Annotated in this window: 26 protein-coding genes; 21 read left to right on the top strand and 5 right to left on the bottom strand. The window is 66.8% G+C overall.

Features of this window, described 5'->3' with window-relative positions; all coding sequences use genetic code 11:
* Positions 1–34 precede the first annotated feature (34 nt).
* Positions 35–856, top strand: coding sequence for a prevent-host-death protein (locus E2K76_RS12740; RefSeq protein WP_136684697.1), 822 nt, complete (start codon positions 35–37; stop codon positions 854–856).
* Here E2K76_RS12740 and msrA read toward each other — a convergent pair.
* Both msrA and E2K76_RS12750 read right to left on the bottom strand, forming a co-directional pair.
* Complete coding sequence (gene msrA, locus E2K76_RS12745) at positions 853–1,479, bottom strand: peptide-methionine (S)-S-oxide reductase MsrA (RefSeq protein ID WP_136684698.1); 627 nt, start codon at positions 1,477–1,479, stop codon at positions 853–855. The two genes, E2K76_RS12740 and msrA, sit on opposite strands and share 4 nt — an antisense overlap.
* 42 nt (positions 1,480–1,521) lie before the next feature.
* On the bottom strand, positions 1,522–3,699 hold the full coding sequence (locus E2K76_RS12750; protein WP_246032957.1) for a primosomal protein N': 2,178 nt from the start codon (positions 3,697–3,699) through the stop codon (positions 1,522–1,524).
* A gap of 88 nt (positions 3,700–3,787) precedes the next feature.
* Between E2K76_RS12750 and fsa the strand changes: the two genes are divergently transcribed.
* Both fsa and E2K76_RS12760 read left to right on the top strand, forming a co-directional pair.
* A complete protein-coding gene (fsa, locus tag E2K76_RS12755; RefSeq protein ID WP_136684699.1) occupies positions 3,788–4,441 on the top strand; it encodes a fructose-6-phosphate aldolase in 654 nt (217 codons plus the stop codon).
* Between the two features lie 96 nt (positions 4,442–4,537).
* Positions 4,538–5,410: a 50S ribosomal protein L11 methyltransferase gene (locus E2K76_RS12760; protein ID WP_136684700.1), complete on the top strand. Its 873-nt coding sequence runs from the start codon at positions 4,538–4,540 to the stop codon at positions 5,408–5,410.
* 62 nt (positions 5,411–5,472) lie between these two features.
* Here the strand turns inward: E2K76_RS12760 and E2K76_RS12765 are convergent, their stop codons facing one another.
* Positions 5,473–5,655: a DUF1127 domain-containing protein gene (locus E2K76_RS12765; RefSeq protein WP_136684701.1), complete on the bottom strand. Its 183-nt coding sequence runs from the start codon at positions 5,653–5,655 to the stop codon at positions 5,473–5,475.
* A 261-nt stretch (positions 5,656–5,916) separates the two neighbouring features.
* Between E2K76_RS12765 and ruvC the strand changes: the two genes are divergently transcribed.
* From ruvC to folD, 17 genes are all read left to right on the top strand, one after another.
* Positions 5,917–6,423: a crossover junction endodeoxyribonuclease RuvC gene (gene ruvC / locus E2K76_RS12770; protein ID WP_136684702.1), complete on the top strand. Its 507-nt coding sequence runs from the start codon at positions 5,917–5,919 to the stop codon at positions 6,421–6,423.
* Positions 6,420–7,058: a Holliday junction branch migration protein RuvA gene (ruvA, locus tag E2K76_RS12775; protein WP_136684703.1), complete on the top strand. Its 639-nt coding sequence runs from the start codon at positions 6,420–6,422 to the stop codon at positions 7,056–7,058. The genes ruvC and ruvA overlap by 4 nt, the downstream gene beginning before the upstream one ends.
* Positions 7,059–7,088: 30 nt before the next feature.
* Positions 7,089–7,970: a zinc metalloprotease HtpX gene (gene htpX, locus E2K76_RS12780; RefSeq protein WP_136684704.1), complete on the top strand. Its 882-nt coding sequence runs from the start codon at positions 7,089–7,091 to the stop codon at positions 7,968–7,970.
* Positions 7,971–8,015: 45 nt separating this feature from the next.
* Complete coding sequence (ruvB, locus tag E2K76_RS12785; protein WP_136684705.1) at positions 8,016–9,032, top strand: Holliday junction branch migration DNA helicase RuvB; 1,017 nt, start codon at positions 8,016–8,018, stop codon at positions 9,030–9,032.
* Between the two features lie 10 nt (positions 9,033–9,042).
* The gene (locus E2K76_RS12790; protein ID WP_181952902.1) at positions 9,043–9,627 is read left to right on the top strand and encodes a hypothetical protein; all 585 of its coding nucleotides are present in this window, start codon (positions 9,043–9,045) and stop codon (positions 9,625–9,627) included.
* On the top strand, positions 9,624–10,001 hold the full coding sequence (gene ybgC / locus E2K76_RS12795; protein WP_136684706.1) for a tol-pal system-associated acyl-CoA thioesterase: 378 nt from the start codon (positions 9,624–9,626) through the stop codon (positions 9,999–10,001). Before E2K76_RS12790 ends, ybgC begins: the two co-directional genes overlap by 4 nt.
* Positions 10,002–10,108: 107 nt before the next feature.
* On the top strand, positions 10,109–10,804 hold the full coding sequence (tolQ, locus tag E2K76_RS12800; RefSeq protein ID WP_136684707.1) for a protein TolQ: 696 nt from the start codon (positions 10,109–10,111) through the stop codon (positions 10,802–10,804).
* Between the two features lie 3 nt (positions 10,805–10,807).
* Positions 10,808–11,275: a protein TolR gene (gene tolR, locus E2K76_RS12805; protein ID WP_136684708.1), complete on the top strand. Its 468-nt coding sequence runs from the start codon at positions 10,808–10,810 to the stop codon at positions 11,273–11,275.
* Positions 11,276–11,278: 3 nt separating this feature from the next.
* On the top strand, positions 11,279–12,445 hold the full coding sequence (locus tag E2K76_RS12810; protein ID WP_136684709.1) for a cell envelope biogenesis protein TolA: 1,167 nt from the start codon (positions 11,279–11,281) through the stop codon (positions 12,443–12,445).
* Positions 12,446–12,500: 55 nt separating this feature from the next.
* On the top strand, positions 12,501–13,823 hold the full coding sequence (gene tolB / locus E2K76_RS12815) for a Tol-Pal system beta propeller repeat protein TolB (RefSeq protein WP_136684710.1): 1,323 nt from the start codon (positions 12,501–12,503) through the stop codon (positions 13,821–13,823).
* A gap of 75 nt (positions 13,824–13,898) precedes the next feature.
* On the top strand, positions 13,899–14,447 hold the full coding sequence (gene pal, locus E2K76_RS12820) for a peptidoglycan-associated lipoprotein Pal (RefSeq protein ID WP_136684711.1): 549 nt from the start codon (positions 13,899–13,901) through the stop codon (positions 14,445–14,447).
* Position 14,448: 1 nt separating this feature from the next.
* A complete protein-coding gene (gene ybgF, locus E2K76_RS12825; RefSeq protein ID WP_136684712.1) occupies positions 14,449–15,270 on the top strand; it encodes a tol-pal system protein YbgF in 822 nt (273 codons plus the stop codon).
* Positions 15,257–16,423, top strand: a complete 1,167-nt coding sequence (tilS, locus tag E2K76_RS12830) for a tRNA lysidine(34) synthetase TilS (protein ID WP_281280737.1) — start codon at positions 15,257–15,259, stop codon at positions 16,421–16,423. The genes ybgF and tilS overlap by 14 nt, the downstream gene beginning before the upstream one ends.
* Positions 16,424–16,480: 57 nt before the next feature.
* Positions 16,481–18,382, top strand: a complete 1,902-nt coding sequence (gene ftsH / locus E2K76_RS12835; protein ID WP_136684714.1) for an ATP-dependent zinc metalloprotease FtsH — start codon at positions 16,481–16,483, stop codon at positions 18,380–18,382.
* Positions 18,383–18,435: 53 nt separating this feature from the next.
* On the top strand, positions 18,436–19,143 hold the full coding sequence (locus E2K76_RS12840) for a methyltransferase domain-containing protein (protein WP_246032958.1): 708 nt from the start codon (positions 18,436–18,438) through the stop codon (positions 19,141–19,143).
* Positions 19,131–19,721, top strand: a complete 591-nt coding sequence (locus tag E2K76_RS12845) for an MOSC domain-containing protein (RefSeq protein ID WP_136684716.1) — start codon at positions 19,131–19,133, stop codon at positions 19,719–19,721. The genes E2K76_RS12840 and E2K76_RS12845 overlap by 13 nt, the downstream gene beginning before the upstream one ends.
* Positions 19,722–19,797: 76 nt before the next feature.
* Positions 19,798–20,682: a bifunctional methylenetetrahydrofolate dehydrogenase/methenyltetrahydrofolate cyclohydrolase FolD gene (folD, locus tag E2K76_RS12850; protein WP_136684717.1), complete on the top strand. Its 885-nt coding sequence runs from the start codon at positions 19,798–19,800 to the stop codon at positions 20,680–20,682.
* 62 nt (positions 20,683–20,744) lie between these two features.
* Here folD and pdeM read toward each other — a convergent pair whose 3' ends face one another.
* Together pdeM and E2K76_RS12860 are read right to left on the bottom strand one after the other, a co-directional pair.
* Entirely contained in the window at positions 20,745–21,374 is a 630-nt protein-coding gene (pdeM, locus tag E2K76_RS12855; RefSeq protein WP_136684718.1) for a ligase-associated DNA damage response endonuclease PdeM, read from the bottom strand.
* Entirely contained in the window at positions 21,371–23,734 is a 2,364-nt protein-coding gene (locus E2K76_RS12860; protein WP_136684719.1) for a ligase-associated DNA damage response DEXH box helicase, read from the bottom strand. The genes pdeM and E2K76_RS12860 overlap by 4 nt, the downstream gene beginning before the upstream one ends.
* A 57-nt stretch (positions 23,735–23,791) precedes the next feature.
* On the opposite strand from E2K76_RS12860, the gene E2K76_RS12865 reads away from it, so the two are divergent.
* Entirely contained in the window at positions 23,792–24,610 is an 819-nt protein-coding gene (locus E2K76_RS12865; protein WP_136684720.1) for a TIGR00282 family metallophosphoesterase, read from the top strand.
* Positions 24,611–24,612: the final 2 nt, after the last annotated feature.

Raw genomic sequence — 24,612 nt, forward strand, 5'->3', positions numbered from 1 at the left:
AAGATGCTGCATGACCGATCACAGGAGATTCGCCATGAACAAGCTTTCGACCCTTCTTCTTTCCGCCGCCCTGCTGTCGCCGCTTGCGCTCCATGCCCAGACGGCGGAACTGACGGGCCGCGTCGCAGACGTCTTCGCCGATCAGTTCGTGCTGGAATCGAATGGCCAGCGCATCCTTGTCGAAGCGCCGGGGCAACTGCCCGCGCGGGGCGACATCGTGTCGGTGACCGGCACGCGGGATGGCGCGAACTTTGCCGCGACGGGCGTTCAGCAGGCCGCGAACGGCGTGTCCGCCGAGGAAACCACGCTGCCCGAGGATCTGCGCGACCTTGGCCTGACGAACATCCGTGACCGCATGGACGATGGCGAACGCCGCGTCGGCGGCCGCCTTGCCGATGGAAGCGAGATCCGCATCGAATACCACCGCGACGGACGTCTGGACGAGGTGGAGACGAGCCGCGACGGCGCCCTGCCGCCGCAATTCCTGACCCGCATCCTGCCTGCCGCGCTGATGGACAGCGCCGAATACAAGGGCATCGCCCGCGTGACCGAAGTGGACATCGACCGGGACGAAGTGAAGGTCGAAGGGTTTGCCGAAGACGGCGCAAAGATCGAGATCGAAGCCTCGCCCAATGGTGCGATCCACGGATACGAACGCAAGCTGGACCGCGACCGCCGGGCGATGAACGACGGCGCGGCGCGCGAACGTCTGGCGGCTCTGGGCTATGCCGATGCGGGGCGCATCCGCAGCGACGACGGCAAGCTGAACGTCGAGGCGACCAACCCGTTCGGCGAACGTGTCGAGCTGCGCCTTGACGAACAGGGCCGCGTCACGCGCGAACGCGCCGCCAATTAACAGCTGACGCCGGTGCCGCGCAGCGCGCAATAACCGTCGGGGTTCTTCGCCAGATATTGCTGGTGGTAATCCTCGGCGAAGAAGAAGGTGGGGGCGGGCAGGATTTCGGTCGTGACCGCCCCGTATCCCGCAGCCGCCAGCTTGCCTTCGAAGGCGGTGCGGCTGGCCTCGGCGGCTTCGGCCTGTTCGGGGCCATAGGTGTAGATGCCGGACCGATAGGTGGAGCCGACATCGTTCCCCTGCCGCATCCCCTGAGTCGGGTCGTGGTTTTCCCAGAACACGCGCAGCAGATCGTCGTAACTCACGACCTTCGGATCGTAAATCACCCGCACGACCTCGTTATGGCCGGTCATCTGCGTGCAGGTTTCCTTGTAGGTCGGGTTCGGCGTGTAACCGGCGGCAAAGCCCGCCATGGTCAGCCAGACGCCGGGGATCTGCCAGAACTTGCGCTCCACCCCCCAGAAACAGCCCATGCCGAACATCGCCTCCTCGAACCCTTCGGGCACGGGGGATTTCAGCGGGATGCCGGAGAGGAAATGCGTCTCGGCGGTGGGGATCGCGTTCGGGCGGCCGGGAAGGGCGTCTTCGGGGCGAACCATGTCGGTGGGGCGGGAAAAGAACATCTGGGTCCTCCTTGTTGCCGCAGATATAGGGACGGCGCGCGGTCAGAGGAAGGACTGCGGGTCGATGTCGATGGCAAGGCGCAGGTTGGTCGGCGGTTTGAGCTGCGCGACCCAATTGGCCACGGCCTGTTGGAAGGGCGTGCCCTTGTCCGCTTTGACCAGCAGGCGCACGCGGTGCCGCCCTCGGACGCGGGCGATGGGGGCGGGGGCGGGGCCGAAGACCTGCGCGCCGATGGCCCGGAGCGGCCCGTCTCGGCGGGCGAGTTCCGCGGCAAAGTCGAAGACCTGCGCGACATCGGGGTGCGACAGCACGATCCCGGCCATGCGGCCATAGGGGGGAACGCCCGCCATCCGCCGCTCGGTCGCCTCGGCGCGCCAGAAATCCTCCTCGTCGCCGGACAGGATGGCGCGGATGACCGGATGTTCCGGCTGGTGGGTCTGCAGCAGCGCGATGCCGGGCTTCTCCGCCCGCCCCGCGCGGCCCGCAACCTGCCGCATCAACTGGAACGTCCGTTCGGCGGCGCGCAGGTCGGACCCTTGCAGGCCAAGATCGGCGTCGATCACCCCGACCAGCGTCAGCAGCGGGAAGTTGTGACCCTTGGCCACGATCTGGGTGCCGATGATGATGTCCGCGCCCCCTTCGGCAATGGTGGCAATCGCCTCCTTCAGCGCGCGGGCCGATCCGAACAGATCCGAGGACAGGACTGACACGCGGGCATCGGGGAAACGCGCCGCAACCTCCTCGGCCAGCCGTTCGACGCCGGGGCCGACGGGGGCGAGCCGCCCTTCGACCTGACAGGAGGGGCAGGCGGTTGGCACCGGCTTCGTCGCGCCGCATTGATGGCAGACGAGCCGTTTCAGAAACCGGTGTTCGACCATCCGCGCATCGCAATCGTCGCAGCCGATCTGATGCCCGCAGGCGCGGCAGACCGTGACGGGGGCATAGCCACGACGGTTCAGAAACAAAAGCGACTGCTCGCCCGCAGCGATCCGTGCCTCTACCGCGCGGGCAAGGGTTTCCGAAATCCAGCGGTCCCCCGGCAGGCGCTCGGCCCGCATGTCGATGGCCCGCATCTCGGGCAGTTCCGCCGTGCCGAAGCGCGCGCCAAGGTCGATGCGGGCATATCGGCCCAGATCGGCATTCACCCACGTCTCCAGCGACGGCGTGGCCGAGGCGAGCACCACCCGCGCGCCGCAGATCGACGCCCGCAGCACCGCCATGTCGCGGGCGTTATACAGAACGCCTTCCTCCTGCTTGTAGGAGGTGTCGTGTTCCTCATCCACGACGATCAGGCCAAGCTCGCGGAAGGGCAGGAACAGGGCCGACCTCGCGCCGACGACAAGCTGCGCCTCGCCCTGGCTGACCATGCGCCACAGGCGGCGGCGTTCGGTCGATGTGACGCCGGAATGCCATTCGGCGGGGCGCGCGCCGAACCGCGCCTCGACCCGTTCGAGGAAGCCTGCGGTCAGCGCGATCTCGGGCAGCAGGACCAGCGCCTGACGACCCTGCCGCAAACATTCGGCGACGGCTTCAAGGTAAACTTCGGTCTTGCCCGATCCAGTGACACCTTTCAGCAGCGTCGTGCCGTAGCCGTCCATGTTCGCGCGGAGGGTATTGGCGGCGGCAAGCTGGGTGTCCGAAAGATCCTTGGACGGAAGGTCGGGGTTCAGGCGCGGATAGGGCAGATCGCGGGGGGCGTCTTCCTCGGCCAGAACGCCCGCCTTGACCAGCCCCTTGACCACGGCGGAACTGACGCCGGATTCGGCGCAAAGCTCGGCCAGTGTGACGGCGGCACCGTCGAAGACGTCCAGCGCATCCATGACGCGGGCGCGGGCGTCGGTCTGGCGATCCGGCTCGCGCCCGGTGGCGCGCAGGACGCGTCGGGTGGCGGGGCCGGCGCCAAGATCGGGCGCGCGGGTGGCAAGGCGCAGCATCGCGGGCAGGGGGGTCAGCGTGTAGTCGGCGGCACGCTGCAAAAACGCGCGCATCTCGTCCCGCAGCGGTTCGGCATCGAGGACGCGCGAGACGGAGCGGACGCGCGCGGGATCAAAGCCCCCCTCACCCGGTCCCCAGACACAGCCCAGCACGCGGCGGGGGCCCAGCGGGACCTCCACCAGATCGCCCGCGAAACAGCCGCCTTCGGGCGCCTTGTAATCCAGCGGGCGGCCCAGCGGTTCGGTCGTCAGCACGCCGACCAGATCGCCTTCATGGAACCGCACGCCGCATCCTTTCCTTGAGCCCATCATTGGGCTATTACACGCCCGAACGCCGGGGAAACACCCCCCTGAAGCCCCAGAGGATGGTCACATGAAATTCTTCGTCGATACCGCAGACGTCGCCGCGATTGCCGAACTCAACGATCTTGGCATGGTCGATGGCGTGACCACGAACCCGTCGCTGATCCTGAAATCGGGTCGCGACATTCTGGAAGTGACGAAAGAGATCTGCGGCATCGTCTCTGGCCCGGTCTCGGCCGAGGTCGTGGCGCTGAAAGCCGACGAGATGATCGCCGAGGGCCGCAAGCTGGCCGAGATCGCGCCGAACATCGCCGTGAAAGTGCCGCTGACCTGGGATGGCCTCAAGACCTGCAAGACGCTGTCGGATGACGGGTTCATGGTGAACGTGACGCTGTGCTTCAGCGCAAACCAGGCGCTGCTGGCGGCCAAGGCAGGCGCGACGTTCATCAGCCCGTTCATCGGGCGTCTGGACGATATCAACCTGGACGGGCTGGAGCTGATTCAGGACATCCGCACCGTCTATGACAATTACAGCTTCAAGACGCAGATCCTTGCGGCGTCGATCCGCACAGCCAACCACGTGTCGCAATGCGCGCTGATCGGGGCGGACGTGATGACCGCGCCGCCCGCCGTCATCAAGGGTCTTGCCAGCCACGTTCTGACCGACAAGGGGCTGGAGCAGTTCATGGCCGACTGGGCCAAGACCGGCCAGAAGATCATCTGACGCGAAACCGCGCGCCGAAGGCCCCCCATCCGGGGAGCACTTCGGCGCGCGGGCCATCTTGCGATGGCGGCACCACCCCTTACCCGGAGCTTGACGATGCCCACCTATACCGCCCTGACGACCCTGATGGGTCAGGACGAGGCCGAAGCCATCGCCGAGGCGCTGGAGCGGATGGAGCCGGAACCCACCGGCGTCGGCGTGTTCGAGATCGAGGACGACAGCGGGCTGTGGGAAGTGGGCGCCTATTTCCTCGAACAGCCCGACACAGTGACGCTGGAATTGCTGGCAACGGCGTTCGAGGCGAAGCCCTTCGCGATTTCCGAACTGCCCGAGGTGGACTGGGTCGCCCATGTGCGGCGCGAGTTGTCGCCCGTGGATGCGGGGCGGTTCTTCGTCTTCGGCAGCCATGACGCGGACAAGGTGCCCGAGGGCCGCGTGGCCTTGCAGATCGAGGCGACGGTGGCGTTCGGCACCGGGCATCACGGCACGACGCTGGGCTGCCTGAAGGCTCTGGACCGGCTGCTGGAGGCGGGGCATTCGTTCGAGAATGTCGCCGATATCGGCTGCGGCACGGCGGTTCTGGCGATGGCGGCGGCCAAGGAACTTCCGTCGGCACGCGTGCTGGCATCCGACATCGACGAGGTGGCGGTGGACGTGGCGCTGGCCAATACCGACATCAACGGTCTGTCGGGCCGCATCGCCTGTTACGAGGCGGCGGGCTTCGCCCATCCCGACATCCACGCGGCGGCCCCGTTCGATCTGATCTTTGCCAATATCCTGAAGGGCCCGCTGCTGGAACTTGCGCCCGACATGGCGGCGAATGCGAAGCCGGACGGAATCGTGATCCTGTCGGGGCTGCTGGTGGTGCAGGCCGAGGCGATCCTTTCGGCCTATCAGGCGCAGGGATTCGCGCTGATGCACCGCGAAGATCTGGGCGAATGGTCCGCGCTGACCCTTAGAAAGACTTAAGGGCCGGGGCGGTTTCCCGCTCGGCCCTTTCATCACGAGACGCTGCTTTAGGCCAGCGACCTTCAGATATTCACGATGTCGGCGCGGCAGAGGCCGATATCGTCCAGTTCGCGGTCCGACAGCTTGTTCAGGGCGCGGCGGGTGATGCGTGCATCGTTCCAGTCGCGGAGGCTGAGGACAAACGAGGTCAGGAAGGTCGGGATGGCGCCAGCGGGCGCCCGGCGGGTCGTGTCAACGAGGGCCATGGCTGTTACCTTTTTCAAACGGATCATTTTTGCAGCACCCTTGCTGCATGACAGCCAGATAAGCGGGCGCCATGCGAATGACAATCTGGCGGTTCGGTATGCCCGGAATGCAGGAATCGCATGGCTCTTCGTCATGAAATCGTCTTGTTTTACTGGGGTGTCGCGGTCGGTCCGCGAAGGGTCGCAAATCGCCCTCGCGCATTCGACGGGTGACAGATGTTCGCGCTTCGTGCTAACCCCCGGAAAAGACAAGGAGGCGGGATGCGCGTTTTGGGGATTGATCCGGGCCTGCGGAACATGGGCTGGGGAATCATCGACGTGTCCGGCGCGCGGCTGACGCATGTCGCGAACGGTATCTGCCATTCCGAATCGGGGTCCTTGGCGCAGCGTCTGATGTCGCTTCATGCGCAACTGACCGAGGTGCTGCTGCGATTTCAGCCGCAGGCGGCCGCGGTGGAGCATACATTCGTGAACAAGGACGCGGCAGGCACGCTGAAGCTGGGGCAGGCGCGGGGGATCGCGCTGCTGGTTCCGGCGCAGGCGGGGCTGGAGGTGGGCGAATACGCCCCGAATGCGGTGAAGAAGACGGTTGTGGGCGTGGGCCATGCGGCCAAGGTGCAGGTCGATCACATGGTGCGCCTGCATCTGCCGGGCGTGGTGATCGCGGGGCCGGATGCGGCGGATGCGCTGGCCGTCGCCATCTGCCATTCGCACCATGTGCAAAGCGCGGGGCGGCTTCAGGCGGCGGTGGAAAGGGCGAGCAGATGATCGGCAAGATTTCGGGGATTGTGGATTATCGCGCGGGGGATCACGTCCTGATCGATGTGCGCGGCGTGGGATACATGGTCTATGTTTCGGACCGGACGCTGGCTTCGCTGCCGGGGCCGGGCGAGGCGGTGGCGCTTTATACCGACATGCTGGTGCGCGAGGATCTGATGCAGCTGTTCGGGTTCCGCACGCTGTTGGAAAAGGAATGGCACAAGCTGCTGATGACGGTGCAGGGCGTGGGGGCCAAGGCGTCGATGGCGATCCTTGGGGCGCTTGGGGCCGAAGGGGTGGCGCGGGCCATCGCGCTTGGGGACGCGCGGTCGATCCAGGCGGCACAGGGGATCGGACCGAAGATCGCGCAGCGCGTGGTGCTGGAGCTGAAGGCCAAGGCGCCGTCGCTGATGGCGATGGGCGGTACGGCAGCGGTGATCGAGGACGACGCTCCCAAGCGCATCAAGGCCGGGCCGCCGTCCACCGCCGCGCATACGGCGGATGCCTTGTCGGCGCTGGCGAACCTTGGCTACGGCCCCGGCGATGCGGCATCGGCGGTGGCGCAGGCGCAGGCCGATCAGCCGCAGGCGGATGCGGCGATGCTGATCCGCCTTTCGCTCCGGCTTCTTGCGCCGAAACAATAGCGTCCCATATCCGGGAAAACGGAGGGTTTGATGGGTTACGTTCGCACAGCGATGCTTATGGCCGCCATGACGGCGCTGTTCCTTGGGGTCGGCGCGCTGATCGGCGGGGCGAACGGGGCGCTGATCGCGCTGGTAATCGCGGTCGGGATGAACCTGTTCAGCTATTGGAACTCGGACAAGGTAGTGCTGCGCATGCACAACGCGCGGCAGGTCGATGCCCGCTCGGCGCCGGACCTCGTGAACCTCGTGGCGGGGCTGGCGCAGAACGCCGATATGCCGATGCCGAAGGTTTTCGTGATCGAAACAGATCAGCCCAACGCCTTCGCCACCGGGCGGAACCCCGAAAACGCCGCCGTCGCCGCGACGACCGGCCTGCTGCAACGTCTGAGCCGCGAGGAGATCGCGGCGGTCATGGCGCATGAACTGGCGCATATCAAGAACCGCGACACGCTCATTATGACGATCACCGCCAGCTTTGCCGGGGCGATTTCGTTCCTGGCCAATTTCGCGATGTTCTTCGGCAACCGCGAACGGACGGGCGGGATCGTCGGGCAGCTTGCGCTGATGATCCTTGCACCGATGGCCGCGGCCTTGGTGCAGATGGCGATCTCGCGTTCGCGCGAATACGAGGCGGACCGGATCGGCGCCGAAATCTGCCGCAACCCGATGTGGCTCGCCTCGGCCCTGCGCAAGATCGAGGCATTCGCCAAGGGCATCGACAATCACGCCGCCGAACGCAATCCGGCCACGGCGCATATGTTCATCATCAACCCGCTGCACGCCTTTGCGCATGACAAGCTGTTCTCGACCCACCCGAACACTGCCAACCGTATTGCGGCGCTGGAGAAGATGGCCGGGGCGCCGGTGCAGCGCCCTGCACCCTCCGTGGGACGTTCGGGGCCCTGGGGCTGAATCGGCGGGGTTGTATTCGCCCGTGCGTTCGGGGAATGTTCGCGCATGATGGAACCCGATCCCACCCTGCGTGCCGACCGCTTGCCCGAGGATGCCGACCGCGCCCTGCGCCCGCAGGCGCTGGAGGAGTTCGTGGGCCAGGCCGAGGCGCGCGCCAACCTGCGCGTCTTCATCGAATCGGCGCGGATGCGGGGCGAGGCGATGGACCACACCCTGTTCCACGGCCCGCCCGGTCTGGGCAAGACCACGCTGGCGCAGATCATGGCGCGCGAATTGGGCGTGGGGTTCCGCATGACCTCCGGCCCGGTGCTGGCCAAGGCCGGGGATCTTGCGGCGATCCTGACCAATCTTGAACCGCGCGACGTTCTGTTCATCGACGAGATCCACCGCCTGTCCCCCGTGGTTGAGGAGGTGCTGTATCCGGCGATGGAGGATTTTGCGCTGGACCTCGTGATCGGCGAGGGGCCGGCGGCGCGGACGGTGCGGATCGACCTGCAACCCTTCACGCTGGTAGGCGCGACGACCCGTCTGGGCCTGCTGACAACGCCCCTGCGCGACCGTTTTGGCATCCCGACGCGGCTGCAATTCTATACCGTGCCGGAGCTTGACCTGATCGTCGCCCGCGGGGCGCGGCTGCTCGGCATCTCCTCGGACCCCGAGGGCACGCTGGAGATTGCCCGCCGCGCGCGCGGAACGCCCCGGATCGCGGGCCGCCTTCTGCGCCGCGTCGTCGATTTCGCGCTGGTCGAGGGTGATGGCCGCCTGACGCAGCAGATTGCCGACACGGCCTTGCGCCGCCTTGGCGTGGATGATCTGGGGCTGGACGGCGCGGACCGGCGATACCTGATGCTGCTGGCAGAGAATTACGGCGGCGGGCCGGTGGGGGTGGAAACCATCGCCGCCGCCCTGTCCGAATCCCGTGATGCGGTCGAGGAAGTGATCGAGCCCTATCTGCTGCAGCAAGGCCTGCTGCAACGCACCCCGCGCGGGCGGATGCTGGCGCCGAAGGCGTGGCGGCACCTGGGGCTGGAGCCGCCGCGGCAAAGCGATCTTTTTGGCTGAGAGGACAATCATGACACCCGCCGAAGTCGAATCCCTATTCCGCCACCCAGAAGGTTATCGCTTCGCCCGCTGGGGCAGACCCGTGGTTCCCGTCGCCTTCGGCGTCTCGGACGAGACGTTGCGGGTGGTCAAGGGCGCGGTGGAGGCGGTCGTCGCCACGGCAGGGCACAAGATGGCCGATCACGACCCGGAACTGGGCGCGAACCTGATGATGTTCTTCTTTCGCGACTGGTCCGAACTGACCGAGGTGCCGAACCTTGAACGGCTGATCCCCGACATCGTGTCCTTTGCCAAGGGGCAGGCGAAGATCGGGGCAGGGGTGGCGCGCATCTTCCGCTTCGACGACGATGGCGCAATCAAGCTGTCGATCCTGTTCCTGCGCGTGGACGAGGCGGTGGCCGAAAGCTCGGCCCATCTGGTGATGCTGGATCAGGCGGCGCGGTCGATCCTGACATGGCAGCCCGAGGCGGTGCTGGTCGAAGGCGGGGCGCTGCGCCCCGATGTCGCATCGGTGCTGAAGGCCGCCTACGACCCGGTGCTTCCCGCCGCCGCCAATGACAATAGCCATGCGCTGAGGCTGGCGGCACGGCTGTGACGCACCGCTTCGCCTGCCGCGTCTATTACGAGGATACCGATCTTGGCGGCATCGTCTATTACGCCAACTACCTGAAGTTCATCGAGCGCGCGCGCAGCGAATGGGTGCGCGATCTTGGCATCGACCAGCTTGCGATGAAGGCGGCCGGCACCGTCTTTGCGGTTCGGCGCATCGAGGCGGATTACCTTTCCCCCGCGCGGTTCGACGATCTGCTGACGGTCGAGACGGCGGTGGTGGAACGCAGCCCGGCGCGGATCGTGCTGGATCAGACCGTGCTGCGAGACGGGCCGCTGTTCCGCGCCCGCGTCACGCTGGTCTGCATGGGCACCGGCGGGCGCCCGACCCGTCTTCCGCCCGTATTGCGTGATATGTGAGGCACTGTTTCGCCACATTACAGAGTTGTGTTGGCAAACCCCCTGCAAAACGGATAGATTCGCCGCTAAGAGGCCACGCAAACGGCCCCACTCAGACGAGCAGGCATATGGATACGCAAACCCTAGCTGCGGCGCAGGAGATCGACTTCTCCCTGCTCGCGCTTTTCGCACGCGCCACCTTCACGGTGAAGATCGTCATGATCATGCTGATGGTCATGTCCTTCTGGTCGTGGGCGATCATCGTTCAGAAACACATCGCCTTCAAACTGGCCAAGCGCGAGGCGTCGATCTTCGACCGCGCCTTCTGGTCGGGCGAACCGCTGGACGAGCTTTTCGAAAAGACCGGATCGCAACCCGATGGCGCATCCGAGAAGATCTTCGCCGCCGGGATGATGGAATGGCGTCGCAGCCACCGTCAGGATGGCGGGCTGATCGCAGGCGCGCAGGCGCGGATCGACCGGTCGATGGACGTGGCGATCGCCAAGGAATCGGAACGGCTGGGCGGGGGGCTGTCCTTCCTTGCCACGGTCGGCGCGACGGCTCCCTTCATCGGCCTGTTCGGCACGGTCTGGGGCATCAAGCATTCGTTCGAGCAGATCGCGATTTCCCAGAACACCAACCTTGCCGTCGTGGCACCGGGCATCGCCGAGGCGCTTCTGGCGACCGGCATCGGCCTTGTCGCGGCAATCCCGGCGGTGATCTTCTATAACAAGCTGAACGCCGACAACGAACGCATCCTTGGCGGATACGAGGCTTTCGCCGACGAATTCTCTACCATCCTCTCGCGCCAGCTGGACGCCTGATCCATGGGCGCTGGCGTTGCGAAAAAAGGCGGCGGGACCAGCCGCCGGGGACGTCGCCGCGCAGGCGGCGGCGCGATGGCCGACATCAACATCACCCCCTTCGTGGACGTGATGCTGGTGCTGCTGATCATCTTCATGGTGGCGGCCCCGATGCTGACGGTCGGCGTTCCGGTGGAGCTGCCCAACACCGCAGCCTCCGCCATGCCGACCGAGCAGGAGGAGCCGCTGGCGATCACCGTGACCGCCGATGGCCGCCTGATGCTTCAGAACTCCGAACTGGCCGAGGGCGAGCTGATCCCGAGGTTGACCGCCGTCGCGGCCGAGCGGACGTCGAAGAAGATCTTCCTGCGGGCCGATGGTGCCGTCCCCTATGAACGTGTGGCCCAGATCATGGGCGCGCTGAATGCGGGCGGGTTCAACAGCATTGGCCTCGTGACCGATACCGACGGGCCGACCTTCGGCGGGAACTGAGAATTGAGAACCGGCGTCATCATTTCCGGGATCGGCCACCTGCTGCTGATTCTCTGGGCCTTGCTCGGCGGGTTGTTCGCGCCGCGTCCGACGCCGCCGATTTCGGTGGCGGAGGTGTCGATCATGTCGAATGCCGAATTCGACGAGATGGTCGCCGCCGTGCCCGAAGCGCCCGCACAGCCCGAACCCGCCCCGCAGCCTCGCCCGCAGCCCGCGCCCGAACGGCCCGAGCCTGCACCGGAACCCGCGCCCACGCCCGAGCCGGAGCCGCTGCCGGAACCTGAACCTGCCCCGGTCGAAGCGCCCACCGTTGCGCCCGATCCGGTGCCCGAGGTGACCGAGGCGCCGCAACCCGTGCTGCCCCCCGCGCCGCAGGAGCAGCCCGTGCTGTCGCCGCAGAACAGCCCGCGCCCGCGCCCCGCGCCGCGCGTGGCTCCGACGCCTGCGCCGACGCCCGCCCCGAATGCTGAAATCGCGGAAACGCCGACCCCCGCCGTGACGCCCGAGCCGTCGGAAACCGTCACCGAGGAGGAGGAGCGCCCTGAGGCCGCCCCCGAGGAAGCGACGACCGAAGTCGTGACCGAGGCGACCGAGACGGAGGAAGCGCCGTCCCTTGCTCCCGCTGGCAGCCCGCGTCCGCGCGACCGCCCCGCACGTCCCGCCGCCGCGCCGGTGCAGGCCGAACGCCCGACTCAGCAGGCCGCCGCCGAAACACCGCGCCAACCTGCCCGCGAAACCCCGCGGACCGAGCAGCCCGCCAACAGCACCTCGGTCAACGATGCGCTGGCCGAAGCGATGGAAGAAGCGGCCGCCCCGACGCCCGCCGCGCCGTCCGGTCCTTCGGGTCCGCCGATGACCTCGGGCGAGAAGGACGCGTTGCGTGTTGCGGTCCAGCAATGCTGGAACGTCGGCTCGCTTTCGACCGAGGCGCTGCAAAGCACCGTGACCGTCGGCTTCAACGTGGCGCAGAACGGCGTGCCGGACAGCGGTTCGGTCAGGATGATCGGATACGAGGGCGGCAGCGATGCTGGTGCGCGTCAGGCCTATGAGGCCGCGCGCCGTGCCATCATCCGCTGCGGTGCCCAAGGGTTCCCGCTTCCGGCCGACAAATACGACCAGTGGAGCCAGATCGAGATCGTGTTCAACCCGGCCAACATGCGCGTGAAGTGACGCGCGCGGGCCGGGGCCTATAATTCACCGCAATGGAATGCCAGAGGACAGACCAATGTTCAGACCCCTCGCCACCGCGCTGACCATCGCGCTTACGCTGACAGGCGGCGTGGCCCTTGCCCAACAAGGGCCGCTGCGGATCGAGATCACCGAAGGCGTGATCGAACCGCTGCCCTTCGCCGCCCCCGGCTTCATCGCGGAAAACGGCGCGGCACAGCAATACGCCGCCGACATCACCCGCGTGATCGCCGCCGACCTTGCCGGAACGGGCCTGTTCCGCGAGATCCCGGCCAGCGCCCATATCAGCCGGGTGTCCAGCTTCGACGCGCCCATCGCCTATAACGACTGGAAGGCGATCAACGCGCAGGCGCTGATCACCGGGGCCGTCAGCGCCTCGGGCAACCAGATCGTCGTGAAGTTCCGCCTGTTCGACATCTTCTCGGGGCAACCCTTGGGCGAGGGGCTGCAATTCGCAGGCACCCCCGACACGTGGCGCCGCATGGCCCACAAGGTGGCCGATGCCGCATACAGCCGCATCACCGGCGAGACGGGCTATTTCGACAGCCGTGTCGTCTATGTGCAGGAAAGCGGACCGAAGGACGCACGCCAGAAGCGCGTCGCGGTCATGGATTACGACGGCGCGAACACCCAGTATCTGACGGATTCGTCGTCGCTGGTGCTGGCCCCGCGTTTTTCGCCGAACGGCAGCCAGATCCTGTTCACCTCCTATGCGTCGGGCTTCCCGCGCATTTACCTGATGAACATGCAGAACATGCAGGTCCGCGCGCTGGATGAACAGCCCGGCACGATGACCTTCGCGCCTCGTTTCGCGCCGGACGGGCGGACGGTGGTGTTCTCGCTCGAACAGGGCGGCAACTCCGACATCTATACGCTGGACACGCAATCGGGGCAGCGGCGGCAGTTGACCAACTCGCCGTCGATCGAAACCGCGCCCAGCTTCTCGCCCGATGGCAGCCAGATCGTGTTCGAAAGCGACCGTTCGGGCACTTCGCAGATCTATGTCATGTCGGCAGGTGGCGGCGAAGCGCGTCGGATTTCCTCGGGCGAGGGGCGTTACAACACCCCCGTCTGGTCGCCGCGCGGCGACATGATCGCCTTCACCAAGCAGAATGCGGGCCGGTTCCACATCGGCGTCATGCGCACAAACGGGTCCGAGGAACGTCTGCTGACCGCGTCCTTCCTTGACGAGGGTCCGACCTGGGCACCGAACGGGCGCGTGCTGATGTTCACCCGCGAAGGCGCGGGTGCAAGCGGTCAGGCTTCGCTATATTCCGTCGATATTTCGGGGCGCAACCTGAAGCAGGTGCCGACCAACGGTCCCGCATCCGACCCGGCGTGGTCGCCGCTGTTGCCCTGACAATATTGTGCCCCGCATTGCCGGGGCACTGAAAACTGCTATCGTGCGGCAAACGCACATCGAGAGGACAGTTCGATGACAATGATTTCCAAGGGGCTGCTGCTCGTTGCGGTGCTGGGACTTGCGGCTTGTAACAATCCGGGCCGGTTCGGTGCGGGCGGCGCTGGTGGCGCGGGTGCGGGCGGCCAATACGGGCAGGGCGGCTATGGCGCGGGCGGCATCGGCCAGTCGGGCCTTGGCGGGCCGAACGATCCGACCTCGACGGCCTATTTCCAGCAGACGCTGGGCGACCGGGTCTTCTTCTCCTATGACCAGTCGACCGTTGACGACGCCGCGCGCCAGACGCTGACGCAGCAGGCGCAGTGGCTGAACCAGAACCCGAACTATGCCATCATCATCGAAGGCCATGCCGACGAAAAGGGCACGCGCGAATACAACCTTGCGCTGGGCGCCCGTCGCGCGTCTTCGGCGCAGGACTTCCTGATCTCGCAAGGGGTCGCGCCCAGCCGGATGCGCACCGTGTCCTACGGCAAGGAACGCCCGGTTCAGGTCTGCTCGTCCGAGGATTGCTATGCCAAGAACCGCCGCGCCGTGACGGTTCTGTCGCAAGGCGCGGGGATGTAAGATGCGCCGGGTTCTGATCCTTGTGCTGGCGCTGTTGCCCGCGACTGCCTTCGCGCAGGATCGGGCCCAGTCGCTGGCCGACATCCGGGCAGAGCTGACGCAGCTGAATGCGCAGTTCAACAGCCTGAAATCCGAACTGGTGTCCTCGGGGGGGATTTCCTCGGGGGCGGCTGGCGGCTCGGCCCTGCAACGGCTGGACACGCTGGAACAGTCGCTGATGCGCCTGACCTCCAAGACCGAGGAGGTGGAGCTTCGCCTGAACCGCGTGGTTCAAGACGGCACCAACCGCATCGGCGATCTGGAATTCCGCGTGACCGAGCTGGAGGGCGGCGACATCGGCGCCATCCCGGAAACCGCCCCGCTGGGCGGCACGGCGGCACCGGCCGCCGCGCCTGCGCCTGCGCCAACCCCTGCGCCGTCTTCGGGCGGCAGCGACCTTGCCATGAACGAACAAGCGGACTTCGACCGGGCCAAGGGGGTGCTCGGTCAGGGTGACTTTCGCGCCGCCGCTGACCAGTTTGCGACCTTTGCCCAGACCTATACGGGTGGGCCCCTGACCTATGAGGCGCTGTATCTGCGGGGCGATGCGCTGACCCAACTGGGCGAGACGGCGAATGCCGCCCGCGCCTATCTGGACAGCTTCTCGCTTTCGCCGGACGGGGATCGCGCGCCGGACGCGCTTTACAAGCTGGGCGATGCGCTGGGCAAGCTGGGCCAGACGCAAGAGGCTTGCGTGACGCTGGCCGAGGTCGGCAACCGTTTTCCCGGCAAACCGGCAGCAGGGCAGGCGGCATCCGCGATGCAGGGCCTTGGCTGCAACTGAGGCGGAGTTTCTGAAAGGCCTGGGTCCGGTTCCGCCGGTCCTGGGCCTTGCCGTTTCCGGGGGCGGGGATTCGATGGCACTGCTGTCGCTGGCCTCGGGGCTTCGTTGCCATGCTGTGACGGTGGATCACGGGCTGCGCCCCGAAAGCCGGGCCGAGGCCGAGGCTGTCGCCCGCCATTGCGCCACCATCGGTATCCCGCACGACATTCTGCGCTGGCATTGGGACGGTGCGGGCAACCTTCAGGATGCCGCCCGACGGGGGCGTTATGCCCTGATCGCGGAATGGGCGATGGCGCGGGGTATCGGCACCGTCGCGCTGGGCCACACGCAGGACGACGTGGCCGAAACGTTCCTGATGCGCCTTGCGCGCGGTGCGGGGCTGGACGGGCTGTCGGCGATGCGGGGCGCGTGGTTCGACCGGATCGAGTGGCGCCGACCTTTGCTGGGGATGTCGCGCGCCGCCTTGCGGGATCACCTGAACGCCAAGGGCATCGCGTGGTTCGATGACCCCTCCAACGACAATCCGCGTTTCGACCGCGTTCGCGCCCGGCAGGCGATGGCGCATCTGCCGCTGGGCCTGACCGCAGGACGGCTGGCCGAGGTGGCGGGCCATCTGGCCGATGCGCGGGCGGCGCTGGATGCGGCGGTGCTGGCGACTGCACGGTCCCATGCGCGAATCGACGGTGGCGATGTGGACATCGACCCGGACCTGCCGCCCGAAATCCTGCGGCGGCTGGTGCTGCATGCGATGGCCTGGGTGGCGCCTGCGCCCTATGGCCCGCGCGGCGAGGCGCTGATGCGTGCCTTGGCCGCAAAGACCGCAACGCTGCATGGCTGCGTGCTGAAGCGGGGCAAGACCCTGCGCATCGCGCGCGAGGCGGCGGCGACGCCCGGCCCCTCGGGCAGCGTCTGGGACTGCTGGCGGATCGAAGGGCTGGCCCCCGGCCAGCAGGTTTCCGCGCTGGGCCAGGACATTGCCCTCTGCCCCCGCTGGCGCGAGTCGGGGCTGCCGCGCCGCAGCCTTCTTGCCTCGCCCGCCGTGCGCGAGGGGGGGCGGCTGGTTGCCGCACCCCTTGCCGGATTCGGCCCCGCCCTTGTGGTGCAGCATATTCCCCCGCCCGAGGCGTTCCATTCTTCGCCGTTATCGCATTGAACCCCCCGCGCGAATGACTATCTTGTGCGCGATATACCGCGTTATGGGAGACGACCTTTGGGGAACGCCAGAAACATCGCCTTTTGGGTTGTCCTGTTCCTGCTGGTTCTGGCGCTGTTCAACCTGTTCAGCGGCGGCACGGCGACGAATTCCTCGCGCACCATTTCCTATTCCGACTTCATCGAGCGGGTCGAGAACGATCAGGTCTCGTCGGTGACGCTGGATGGCGAACGGGTCATGTTCCGCGGCAGCGACGGGAACCAATACGTATCGATCAAGCCGGCGGGCGAGGAAGTCACCGACCGCCTGATCGCCAAGAACGTCGAGGTTCGGGCCGAACCGCAGGAGCAGTCGGGCTTCCTGTCGCTGATCTCGCTCTGGCTGCCGTTCCTCGTGCTGATCGGGATCTGGATCTTCTTCATGAACCGGATGCAGGGCGGCGGTAAGGGCGGGGCGATGGGCTTCGGCAAATCGCGCGCCAAACTGCTGACGGAAAAGCATGGCCGTGTGACCTTCGACGATGTCGCGGGCATCGACGAGGCGAAGGAGGAGCTGGAGGAGATCGTCGAGTTCCTGCGCAACCCGCAGAAATTCAGCCGTCTGGGCGGCAAGATCCCCAAGGGGGCGCTGCTGGTCGGCCCGCCCGGCACGGGTAAGACGCTGCTGGCGCGCGCGATTGCAGGCGAGGCGGGGGTGCCGTTCTTCACCATCTCGGGTTCCGATTTCGTCGAGATGTTCGTGGGGGTCGGTGCAAGCCGCGTCCGTGACATGTTCGAGCAGGCCAAGAAGAACGCGCCCTGCATCGTCTTCATCGACGAGATCGACGCGGTGGGCCGTGCGCGCGGCGTCGGCATCGGCGGCGGCAACGATGAACGCGAGCAGACCCTGAACCAGCTTCTGGTCGAAATGGACGGGTTCGAGGCGAACGAGGGTGTCATCATCGTCGCCGCGACCAACCGCAAGGACGTTCTGGACCCCGCGCTGCTGCGTCCGGGCCGCTTCGACCGCCAGATCCACGTGCCGAACCCCGACATCAAGGGGCGCGAGAAGATCCTCGGCGTCCATGCCCGCAAGGTGCCGCTGGGTCCGAACGTGGACCTGCGCCTGATTGCACGCGGCACGCCCGGATTCTCGGGTGCGGACTTGATGAACCTTGTCAACGAGGCGGCGCTGATGGCCGCCCGGGTCGGCCGCCGTTTCGTCACCATGGACGATTTCGAGAACGCCAAGGACAAGGTCATGATGGGGGCCGAGCGTCGGTCCATGGTCCTGACCGCCGACCAGAAAGAAAAGACGGCCTATCACGAGGCTGGTCACGCCATCGTCGGCATGGCGATGCCGAAATGCGATCCGGTGTATAAGGCCACCATCATCCCGCGCGGCGGTGCCCTCGGCATGGTCGTCAGCCTGCCCGAGATGGACCGGCTGAACATGCACAAGGACGAAGGCAAGCAGAAGATCGCGATGACCATGGCGGGCAAGGCCGCCGAGATCATCAAGTATGGCGAGGAGGGTGTCTCCTCGGGTCCGGCGGGCGACATTCAGCAAGCTTCGGCTTTGGCGCGGGCGATGGTCATGCGGTGGGGCATGTCGGACAGCGTCGGCAACATCGACTATGCCGAGGCGCATCAGGGCTATCAGGGTCAGACCGGCGGCTTCTCGGTTTCCGCGGAAACCAAGAACATGATCGAAGCCGAGGTGAAGCGTCTGATCGACGAGGGATACGAGACCGCCTATCGCATCCTGACCGAACAGACCGAACAGTTCGAACGTCTGGCCAAGGGGCTCCTGGAATACGAGACGCTGACCGGCAACCAGATCCGCAAGGTCATCGCGGGCGAGGCGCTGGACGACGATGACGACGGCGCGGACAAGCCTTCGGGCACCGGGTCGATCGCCGCGATCCCCAAGACGCGGCCCAAGCCTGCGGGCGACGGGTTGGCAGAGCCCTCGGCGTGACGGCAGCACCGACATGGAGCCCCGGAGCCTATTCAAGGTTCCGGGGCCTTCGCTTGCGCCCCGCGCTGGATTTGCTGGCGCAGGTGGGCGAATTGCCGGATGGCGGTATGATCGACCTTGGCTGCGGCGATGGCGCGGTGGCCGGTGCGCTGTCCACGCTGGGCCGTCCGCTGATCGGGGTGGACACTTCCGCGGAAATGCTGGCCGAGGCGCAGGGCTATGACCGTCTGGTCAAGGCAGATATCGCCGAATGGCAGCCGGATGCACCGCCTGCGCTGATCTTTTCCAACGCTGCGCTGCAATGGCTGGACGGGCACGAGACGCTTCTGCCGCGGCTTGCCGGGATGCTGGCACCGGGCGGCGTGTTGGCCGTGCAGATGCCCCGGCAGGAGGCGGCGCCTTCGCACCGGTTCATGCGGGATATTGCGTTGGCGATGTTCGCGGGCCGCTTCCTTAACGTGCCGGAGTTCCGCGTGCTGGCCGCGCAGGACTATGCCGCGATGCTGGCCCCCTTGGGCGAGGTGACGGCGTGGGAGACGGAATATGTTCAGCGCCTGGCGCCCGCTGAAGGGCACCCGGTGCGTCATTTCACGCAATCGACCGGGCTGATGCGCTTCACCTCGCGGATGGATGCGGGCGAGGTCGCGGATTACGTCGCCGCTTACGATAGCGCGCTGGCGGCAGCCTATCCTTTGCAAGAGGACGGATCGGTCCTGTTCCCGTTTCGCCGCTGTTTCTTCACCCTGCGATGCCCGCGCTGATCGCGACGACGTTCGCGGGCAGGATCGCGTGGCTGGGACTGGTGCGCGACCGCAAGGCGCTGGTGTCCGAGCCGGTGAAATCCTTGATCGCCAGTTTCGCTGGACCTGAAGGCGACGTGCATGCGGGAATGACCCGGTCTTCGTGCGTGCGCGTCGCGCAGCAATACAAACGCGGCACCCGGATCAGGAACACGCGGCAATTTTCGATCCTGTCGGCGTCCGAACTGCGGCGCATCGCGGCGGAGATGGGGCTGGAGCGGCTGGACCCTGCGCTTCTGGGCGCGACCGTGGTGATCGAAGGAATACCGGACCTGTCGCTGCTGCCGCCTTCGTCGCGGCTTCAGGCGGAAGGCGGCGCGACGCTGGTGGTCGACATGCAGAACCATCCCTGCACGTTGCCCGCCCGCGTGATCGAGGCGGCGCATCCGGGGCATGGCGAAGCGTTCAAACCCGCAGCGGCGGGTCTGCGCGGCATCACCGCATGGACAGAGGCCGAGGGGATGCTGCGGCTGGGCGCGCAGGTTCGCCTGCATCTTCCGGCGCAGCCTGCCTGGCCGCATCTGGACGCAAAACGCTGAACTGCCGTCGCCTTTCCCTCTCCACCTTCCGGGAAAGGGGGGGTAAAGAGGCGGCATCCAAGATGGGGGCGTCCTTATGGCTCAGGTGATCGACGGCAAGGCATTCGCGGCACGGGTGCGCGGACAGGTGGCGGAACATGTCGCGGGGCTGAAGGCGCGCGGGATCGTGCCCGGGCTGGCCGTGGTTCTGGTGGGCGAGGACCCGGCGTCGAACGTCTATGTCACCGCCAAGGGCAAGCAGACGGTCGAGGTCGGGATGGCCAGCTTCGAGCATCGCCTGCCTGCCGATACGCCCGAGGCGGAGCTTCTGGCGCTGATCGACCGGCTGAACGCGGATGCGGCGGTGCATGGCATTCTGGTGCAGTTGCCGCTTCCGGGCCACATGGATGCGGCCAAGGTCATCAACGCGCTGGACCCGGCCAAGGACGTGGACGGGTTTCATATCCTGAATGTCGGGCTTCTGGGCACTGGGCAGAAGGCGATGGTGCCCTGCACGCCGCTGGGATGCCTGATGATGTTGCGCGACCATCATGGCAGCCTTTCGGGGCTGAACGCGGTGGTGCTGGGGCGGTCGAACATCGTGGGTAAGCCGATGGCGCAGCTTCTGCTGGCCGAAAGCTGCACGGTGACGGTTGCGCATTCCCGCACGAAGGATCTGGAGGAGGTCTGCCGCCGTGCGGATATTCTCGTGGCGGCGGTCGGACGGCCCGAGATGGTCAAGGGCGACTGGATCAAGCCCGGCGCGACGGTGATCGACGTGGGCATCAACCGGATCGAGCGGGACGGGAAGATGCGGCTGGTGGGCGATGTGGACTTCGCCTTGGCATCAAGCGTGGCGGGGGCGATCACGCCTGTGCCGGGCGGGGTGGGGCCGATGACCATCGCCTGCCTGCTGGCCAATACGCTGACGGCCTGCTGCCGCGCGAACGGTCTGGCGGAGCCGGAGGGGCTGACCCCGTAAGGGGGGGCGCCTGCCCCTCACGCCCCCATCCGGGGACATTCGGCGCAGGCGGCTGCCGCGCGTCAGACCGGGATGGCGAAAGTGCGTTTGCCGGTCAGGATCGCAAGCGCACCGGGGGCCATGAGACGAGCGAGGGCCGGATCGTGGCACCACAGACCGCCGGTGTAGGTGCCGTAGGCCGGCAGGATCAGGTGCCGCGCATCCAGCAGGAAACAGGGCCGCGCCGTGCCGCCAAGACGCGCCTTTGGGTGGTAGTGGCCGCTGACCTCGTGCCCACCTGCCGCAATGTGGCGGAAGGTCAGCGGGCCGATCACGAGCTCGGCCAGATGCGCGCCGCCAAGGCCCATCGGCGCGGGGTCGTGGTTGCCCAGTATCCATATCCAGTCGCGCCCCGCCATCAGCCGCAGAAGCCAGAGGCGTTCGGATTCGCCAAGGACCGCCTCGGCATCGTCGAAACTATCGCCAAGGCAGATGACGCGGGTGGCGCCGGTGGTCTCCAGATCGGCGTCGAGACGGGTGAGCGTGTCCTGAGCCTCGTAGGGTGGCAACAGCGCGCCGCCGCGGCGGGCGAGGCGTTCGGATTTGCCGAGGTGCAGGTCCGACACGCATAAAATCCCCCTGTCCGGCCACCAGAGCGCACCCGAGGGCAGGGCGACCAGTGCCGCTCCGGCAAGGGTGAAGGGGTGGTTCATGCCAGCCCCGCCGCGATCATCAGCCGCTCGGCCTCGGCCTCCATCAGCCGTTCGCGCGCGGCGCCCATGACGGGGACGCGGCCCATTTCCAGCATCAGCGGCGCGGCCAGCGGGGTGACACGTTCGCGGCGGACAAGGTCGATGCCGTGGTTGCGCTCCAGCATCTCCTCGATCCGGCTGAAATCGACGAGGCCGCGTTCCGCCTCCTCGCGCGTGACCTGCATCATCAGGTGGTCCGGGTCATAGCGCAGCAGCGTGTCATAAAGGATGTCGGAGGAGAACGTCGCCTGCCGCCCGGTCTTGCGCCGCCCCTGATGCGCGCGCTCGATCAGGCCCGCGATCACGGCGGAATTGCGAAAGGTGCGTTTCATCACCGCATTGCCGCGCAGCCATGTGTCCAGCCCGTCGCGCAGCCCTTCGGGGTCGAGCAGGGGGGCGGCGTCGTGCACCCGCTCCAGCCCCCAGATCAGGGTGGCGTAATCGGTGGCGACGAAGCCCAAGGGGGCAAGGCCCGCTTCCTCCATCCGTTTGGTGACCAGAAGTCCCAGCGTCTGCTGTGCGTTGCGGCCCGCGAAGCCATAGATGCACAGGTATTCGCGCCCTTGATCGGGGAAGCTTTCGCACAGCAGCCGGTGCGGTTCGGGAAGGCGCGAGACCTCGCGTTGCAGGGCCAGCCATTCGGCGGTGTGGCGGGGCAATTCGGGCCAGCGATCCTGTTGGAACATCTCGAGGATGCGGTGGGTCAGCAGGGTCGATGTCGCGAATTTGGTGCCGTCGAAGGTCGCGACCTTTGGATCGCGTCCGGGGTTGCGGGTGACTTCGACCGTCAGCTCGCGCATCGCCTCGTATCGGACGACCTGACCCGCCATCAGAAAGGTGTCGCCGGGGGTCAGGGTGGCGGCGAAGCCTTCCTCGATCTCTCCCAGCGGGCCGCCGCGGCGGAAGCGGACCTTCAGCTTTTCGGTGTCGATGATGGTGCCGAGGTTCTGCCGGATCACCAGCGCCGCACGGGGGTCGCGAAGCTGCCACAGGCCGTTCCGCAGCAGCAGGCGTTTCCAGCGGTCATAGGCGGCGAGGGCATAGCCGCCGGTGGCACAGAAATCCACGCAGGCGTCGAAATCGGCGCGGGTCAGCGTGGCGTAGGGGCCGGCGGTCACGACCTCGGCATACAGCGCGCCCGCGTCGAACGGCCCGGCGCAGGCGGTGGCGAGGATGTGTTGGCACAGAACGTCGCGCGGGCCGGGGCCGCGCGGTTCGCCATCCAGATCGCGGGCGCGGACGGCCTGAAGCGCGGCGACGCATTCGACCACTTCGAAACGGTTGGCGGGAACCAGCAGCGCTTTGGACGGCGCATTGTAGCGGTGGTTGGCGCGGCCGATCCGCTGCACCAGACGTTTGACGTTCTTGGGCGCGCCGACCTGAATCACCAGATCGACGTCGCCCCAGTCGATGCCAAGATCGAGGCTGCCGGTGCAGACGATGGCGCGAAGCTCTCCCGCTGCCATCGCGCCTTCGACCCGCGCCCGCTGTTCGCGCGACAGGCTGCCGTGGTGGATGCCGATGGGCAGATCGTCGGTATTCGCCAGCCAGAGGTCGTGGAAGAACAGTTCCGCTTGCGCGCGGGTGTTGTGGAAGATCAACGTGGTGTTGTGGCGCCTCACCTGCGCCAGCACGTCGGGGATGGCATAGCGCCCGCCGCCGCCCGCCCATGGGGGCGGCGCTTGCGTCTCCAGCATCGCAATGTCCGGCTCTGGGCCGGGATCGGCGACCAGAACATCCGCACCGCCCATGAAGCGGGCGAGGGCGGGCGGGTCCTCGACCGTGGCGGACAGACCGACGCGGCGCAGGCCCGGGGCCAGTGTTTGCAGCCGCGAAAGGTTCAGCATCAGCTGATCGCCTCGTTTGGATTCCGCCAGCGCGTGAATTTCGTCCACGATCACGCGCTGCAACCCGGCGAAGGTCCGCGCGGCGTCGGGATAGGACAGAAGCAAGGCCAGCGATTCCGGCGTGGTCAGCAGGATATGCGGCGGATCGGCGCGCTGGCGCTTGCGGGCGGTTGCGGTGGTGTCGCCGGTGCGATCCTCGACCCGGATGGCCAGACCCGCGCCTTCGATGGGGGCGCGCAGGTTGCGTCGGATATCGGCGGTCAGCGCCTTCAGGGGAGAGATGTACAGCGTGTGCATCCCCGCGGGCGGCTTCGTCCCAAGCTCGTCCAGCGAGGCGAGGAACCCCGCCAGTGTCTTGCCGCCGCCCGTGGGCGCGATCAGCAGCGTCGCCGGATCGCGCGATCGGTCCAGCATCGCCTGCTGATGCGGGTGCAGGTGCCAGCCTTTTTCGGCGAACCAGTCATCAAGGATCATCACGCGCAGATAGGCGCGGGGCTTGCGTCTGCCAAGTGCGGGCCGTATCGCTGGTGCATGAGAATTTTGTTTCTTGGCGATGTCATGGGGCGCGCGGGCCGCGCCGCGATCACGGAACGCCTGCCGGGGCTGCGCGCCGAATGGGGACTCGATTTCGTCGTGGTCAATGGCGAGAATGCGTCTGGCGGGATGGGGCTGACGGGGGATCACGCGAAGGCGATCTTCGAAGCCGGGGCCGATTGTGTGACGCTTGGGGATCATGCCTTCGACCAGAAGGACATGCTTTCCGCCATCGAGAGCGAAAACCGCATCATCCGCCCGCTGAACTTCGCCAAGGGCGCGCCGGGGCGCGGGGCGCGGCTGTTCAACGCCACGGGCGGGCGCAAGGTGCTGGTGGCCCAAGTGCTGGGGCAGGTGTTCATGAAACGCGCCTTTGACGATCCGTTTTCCGCCATCGACGGTGTGCTCAAGCAATATTCGCTGGGCGGCGCCTGTCAGGCGGCGGTGATCGACATGCATTGCGAGGCGACGTCCGAGAAGATGGCGATGGGCCATTGGTGCGACGGGCGCGTCAGCCTCGTCGTCGGCACGCATACGCATATTCCGACGGGGGACGCGCATATTCTTGGTGGCGGCACGGCCTATCTGACCGATGCCGGGATGTGCGGCGATTACGACAGCGTCATCGGGATGGAGAAGCTGGAGCCTATGCGCCGGTTCGTTACCGGGATGCCGAAGAACAGGTTCGAACCTGCGAACGGCCCCGCAACCTTGTCGGGCGTGTTCGTGGAAACTGACGACCGCACGGGGCTGGCAAAATCCGTCTCGCCGGTGCGCCTTGGCGGTCGCTTGCAAGAGGCACGGCCCCTGCGGTAAGA

It is taken from the genome of Falsirhodobacter xinxiangensis (assembly GCF_004959935.1).
GTDB lineage: Bacteria > Pseudomonadota > Alphaproteobacteria > Rhodobacterales > Rhodobacteraceae > Falsirhodobacter > Falsirhodobacter xinxiangensis.

Excerpts from the sequence above, each read along its gene's own strand:
- E2K76_RS12740 (WP_136684697.1), top strand. The coding sequence starts at position 35 with ATGAACAAGCTTTCGACCCTTCTTCTTTCCGCCGCCCTGCTGTCGCCG.
- msrA (WP_136684698.1), bottom strand. The coding sequence starts at position 1,479 with ATGTTCTTTTCCCGCCCCACCGACATGGTTCGCCCCGAAGACGCCCTT.
- fsa (WP_136684699.1), top strand. The coding sequence starts at position 3,788 with ATGAAATTCTTCGTCGATACCGCAGACGTCGCCGCGATTGCCGAACTC.
- E2K76_RS12760 (WP_136684700.1), top strand. The coding sequence starts at position 4,538 with ATGCCCACCTATACCGCCCTGACGACCCTGATGGGTCAGGACGAGGCC.
- E2K76_RS12765 (WP_136684701.1), bottom strand. The coding sequence starts at position 5,655 with ATGGCCCTCGTTGACACGACCCGCCGGGCGCCCGCTGGCGCCATCCCG.
- ruvC (WP_136684702.1), top strand. The coding sequence starts at position 5,917 with ATGCGCGTTTTGGGGATTGATCCGGGCCTGCGGAACATGGGCTGGGGA.
- ruvA (WP_136684703.1), top strand. The coding sequence starts at position 6,420 with ATGATCGGCAAGATTTCGGGGATTGTGGATTATCGCGCGGGGGATCAC.
- htpX (WP_136684704.1), top strand. The coding sequence starts at position 7,089 with ATGGGTTACGTTCGCACAGCGATGCTTATGGCCGCCATGACGGCGCTG.
- ruvB (WP_136684705.1), top strand. The coding sequence starts at position 8,016 with ATGATGGAACCCGATCCCACCCTGCGTGCCGACCGCTTGCCCGAGGAT.
- E2K76_RS12790 (WP_181952902.1), top strand. The coding sequence starts at position 9,043 with ATGACACCCGCCGAAGTCGAATCCCTATTCCGCCACCCAGAAGGTTAT.
- tolQ (WP_136684707.1), top strand. The coding sequence starts at position 10,109 with ATGGATACGCAAACCCTAGCTGCGGCGCAGGAGATCGACTTCTCCCTG.
- tolR (WP_136684708.1), top strand. The coding sequence starts at position 10,808 with ATGGGCGCTGGCGTTGCGAAAAAAGGCGGCGGGACCAGCCGCCGGGGA.
- tolB (WP_136684710.1), top strand. The coding sequence starts at position 12,501 with ATGTTCAGACCCCTCGCCACCGCGCTGACCATCGCGCTTACGCTGACA.
- pal (WP_136684711.1), top strand. The coding sequence starts at position 13,899 with ATGACAATGATTTCCAAGGGGCTGCTGCTCGTTGCGGTGCTGGGACTT.
- ybgF (WP_136684712.1), top strand. The coding sequence starts at position 14,449 with ATGCGCCGGGTTCTGATCCTTGTGCTGGCGCTGTTGCCCGCGACTGCC.
- E2K76_RS12845 (WP_136684716.1), top strand. The coding sequence starts at position 19,131 with ATGCCCGCGCTGATCGCGACGACGTTCGCGGGCAGGATCGCGTGGCTG.
- folD (WP_136684717.1), top strand. The coding sequence starts at position 19,798 with ATGGCTCAGGTGATCGACGGCAAGGCATTCGCGGCACGGGTGCGCGGA.
- pdeM (WP_136684718.1), bottom strand. The coding sequence starts at position 21,374 with ATGAACCACCCCTTCACCCTTGCCGGAGCGGCACTGGTCGCCCTGCCC.
- E2K76_RS12860 (WP_136684719.1), bottom strand. The coding sequence starts at position 23,734 with ATGATCCTTGATGACTGGTTCGCCGAAAAAGGCTGGCACCTGCACCCG.
- E2K76_RS12865 (WP_136684720.1), top strand. The coding sequence starts at position 23,792 with ATGAGAATTTTGTTTCTTGGCGATGTCATGGGGCGCGCGGGCCGCGCC.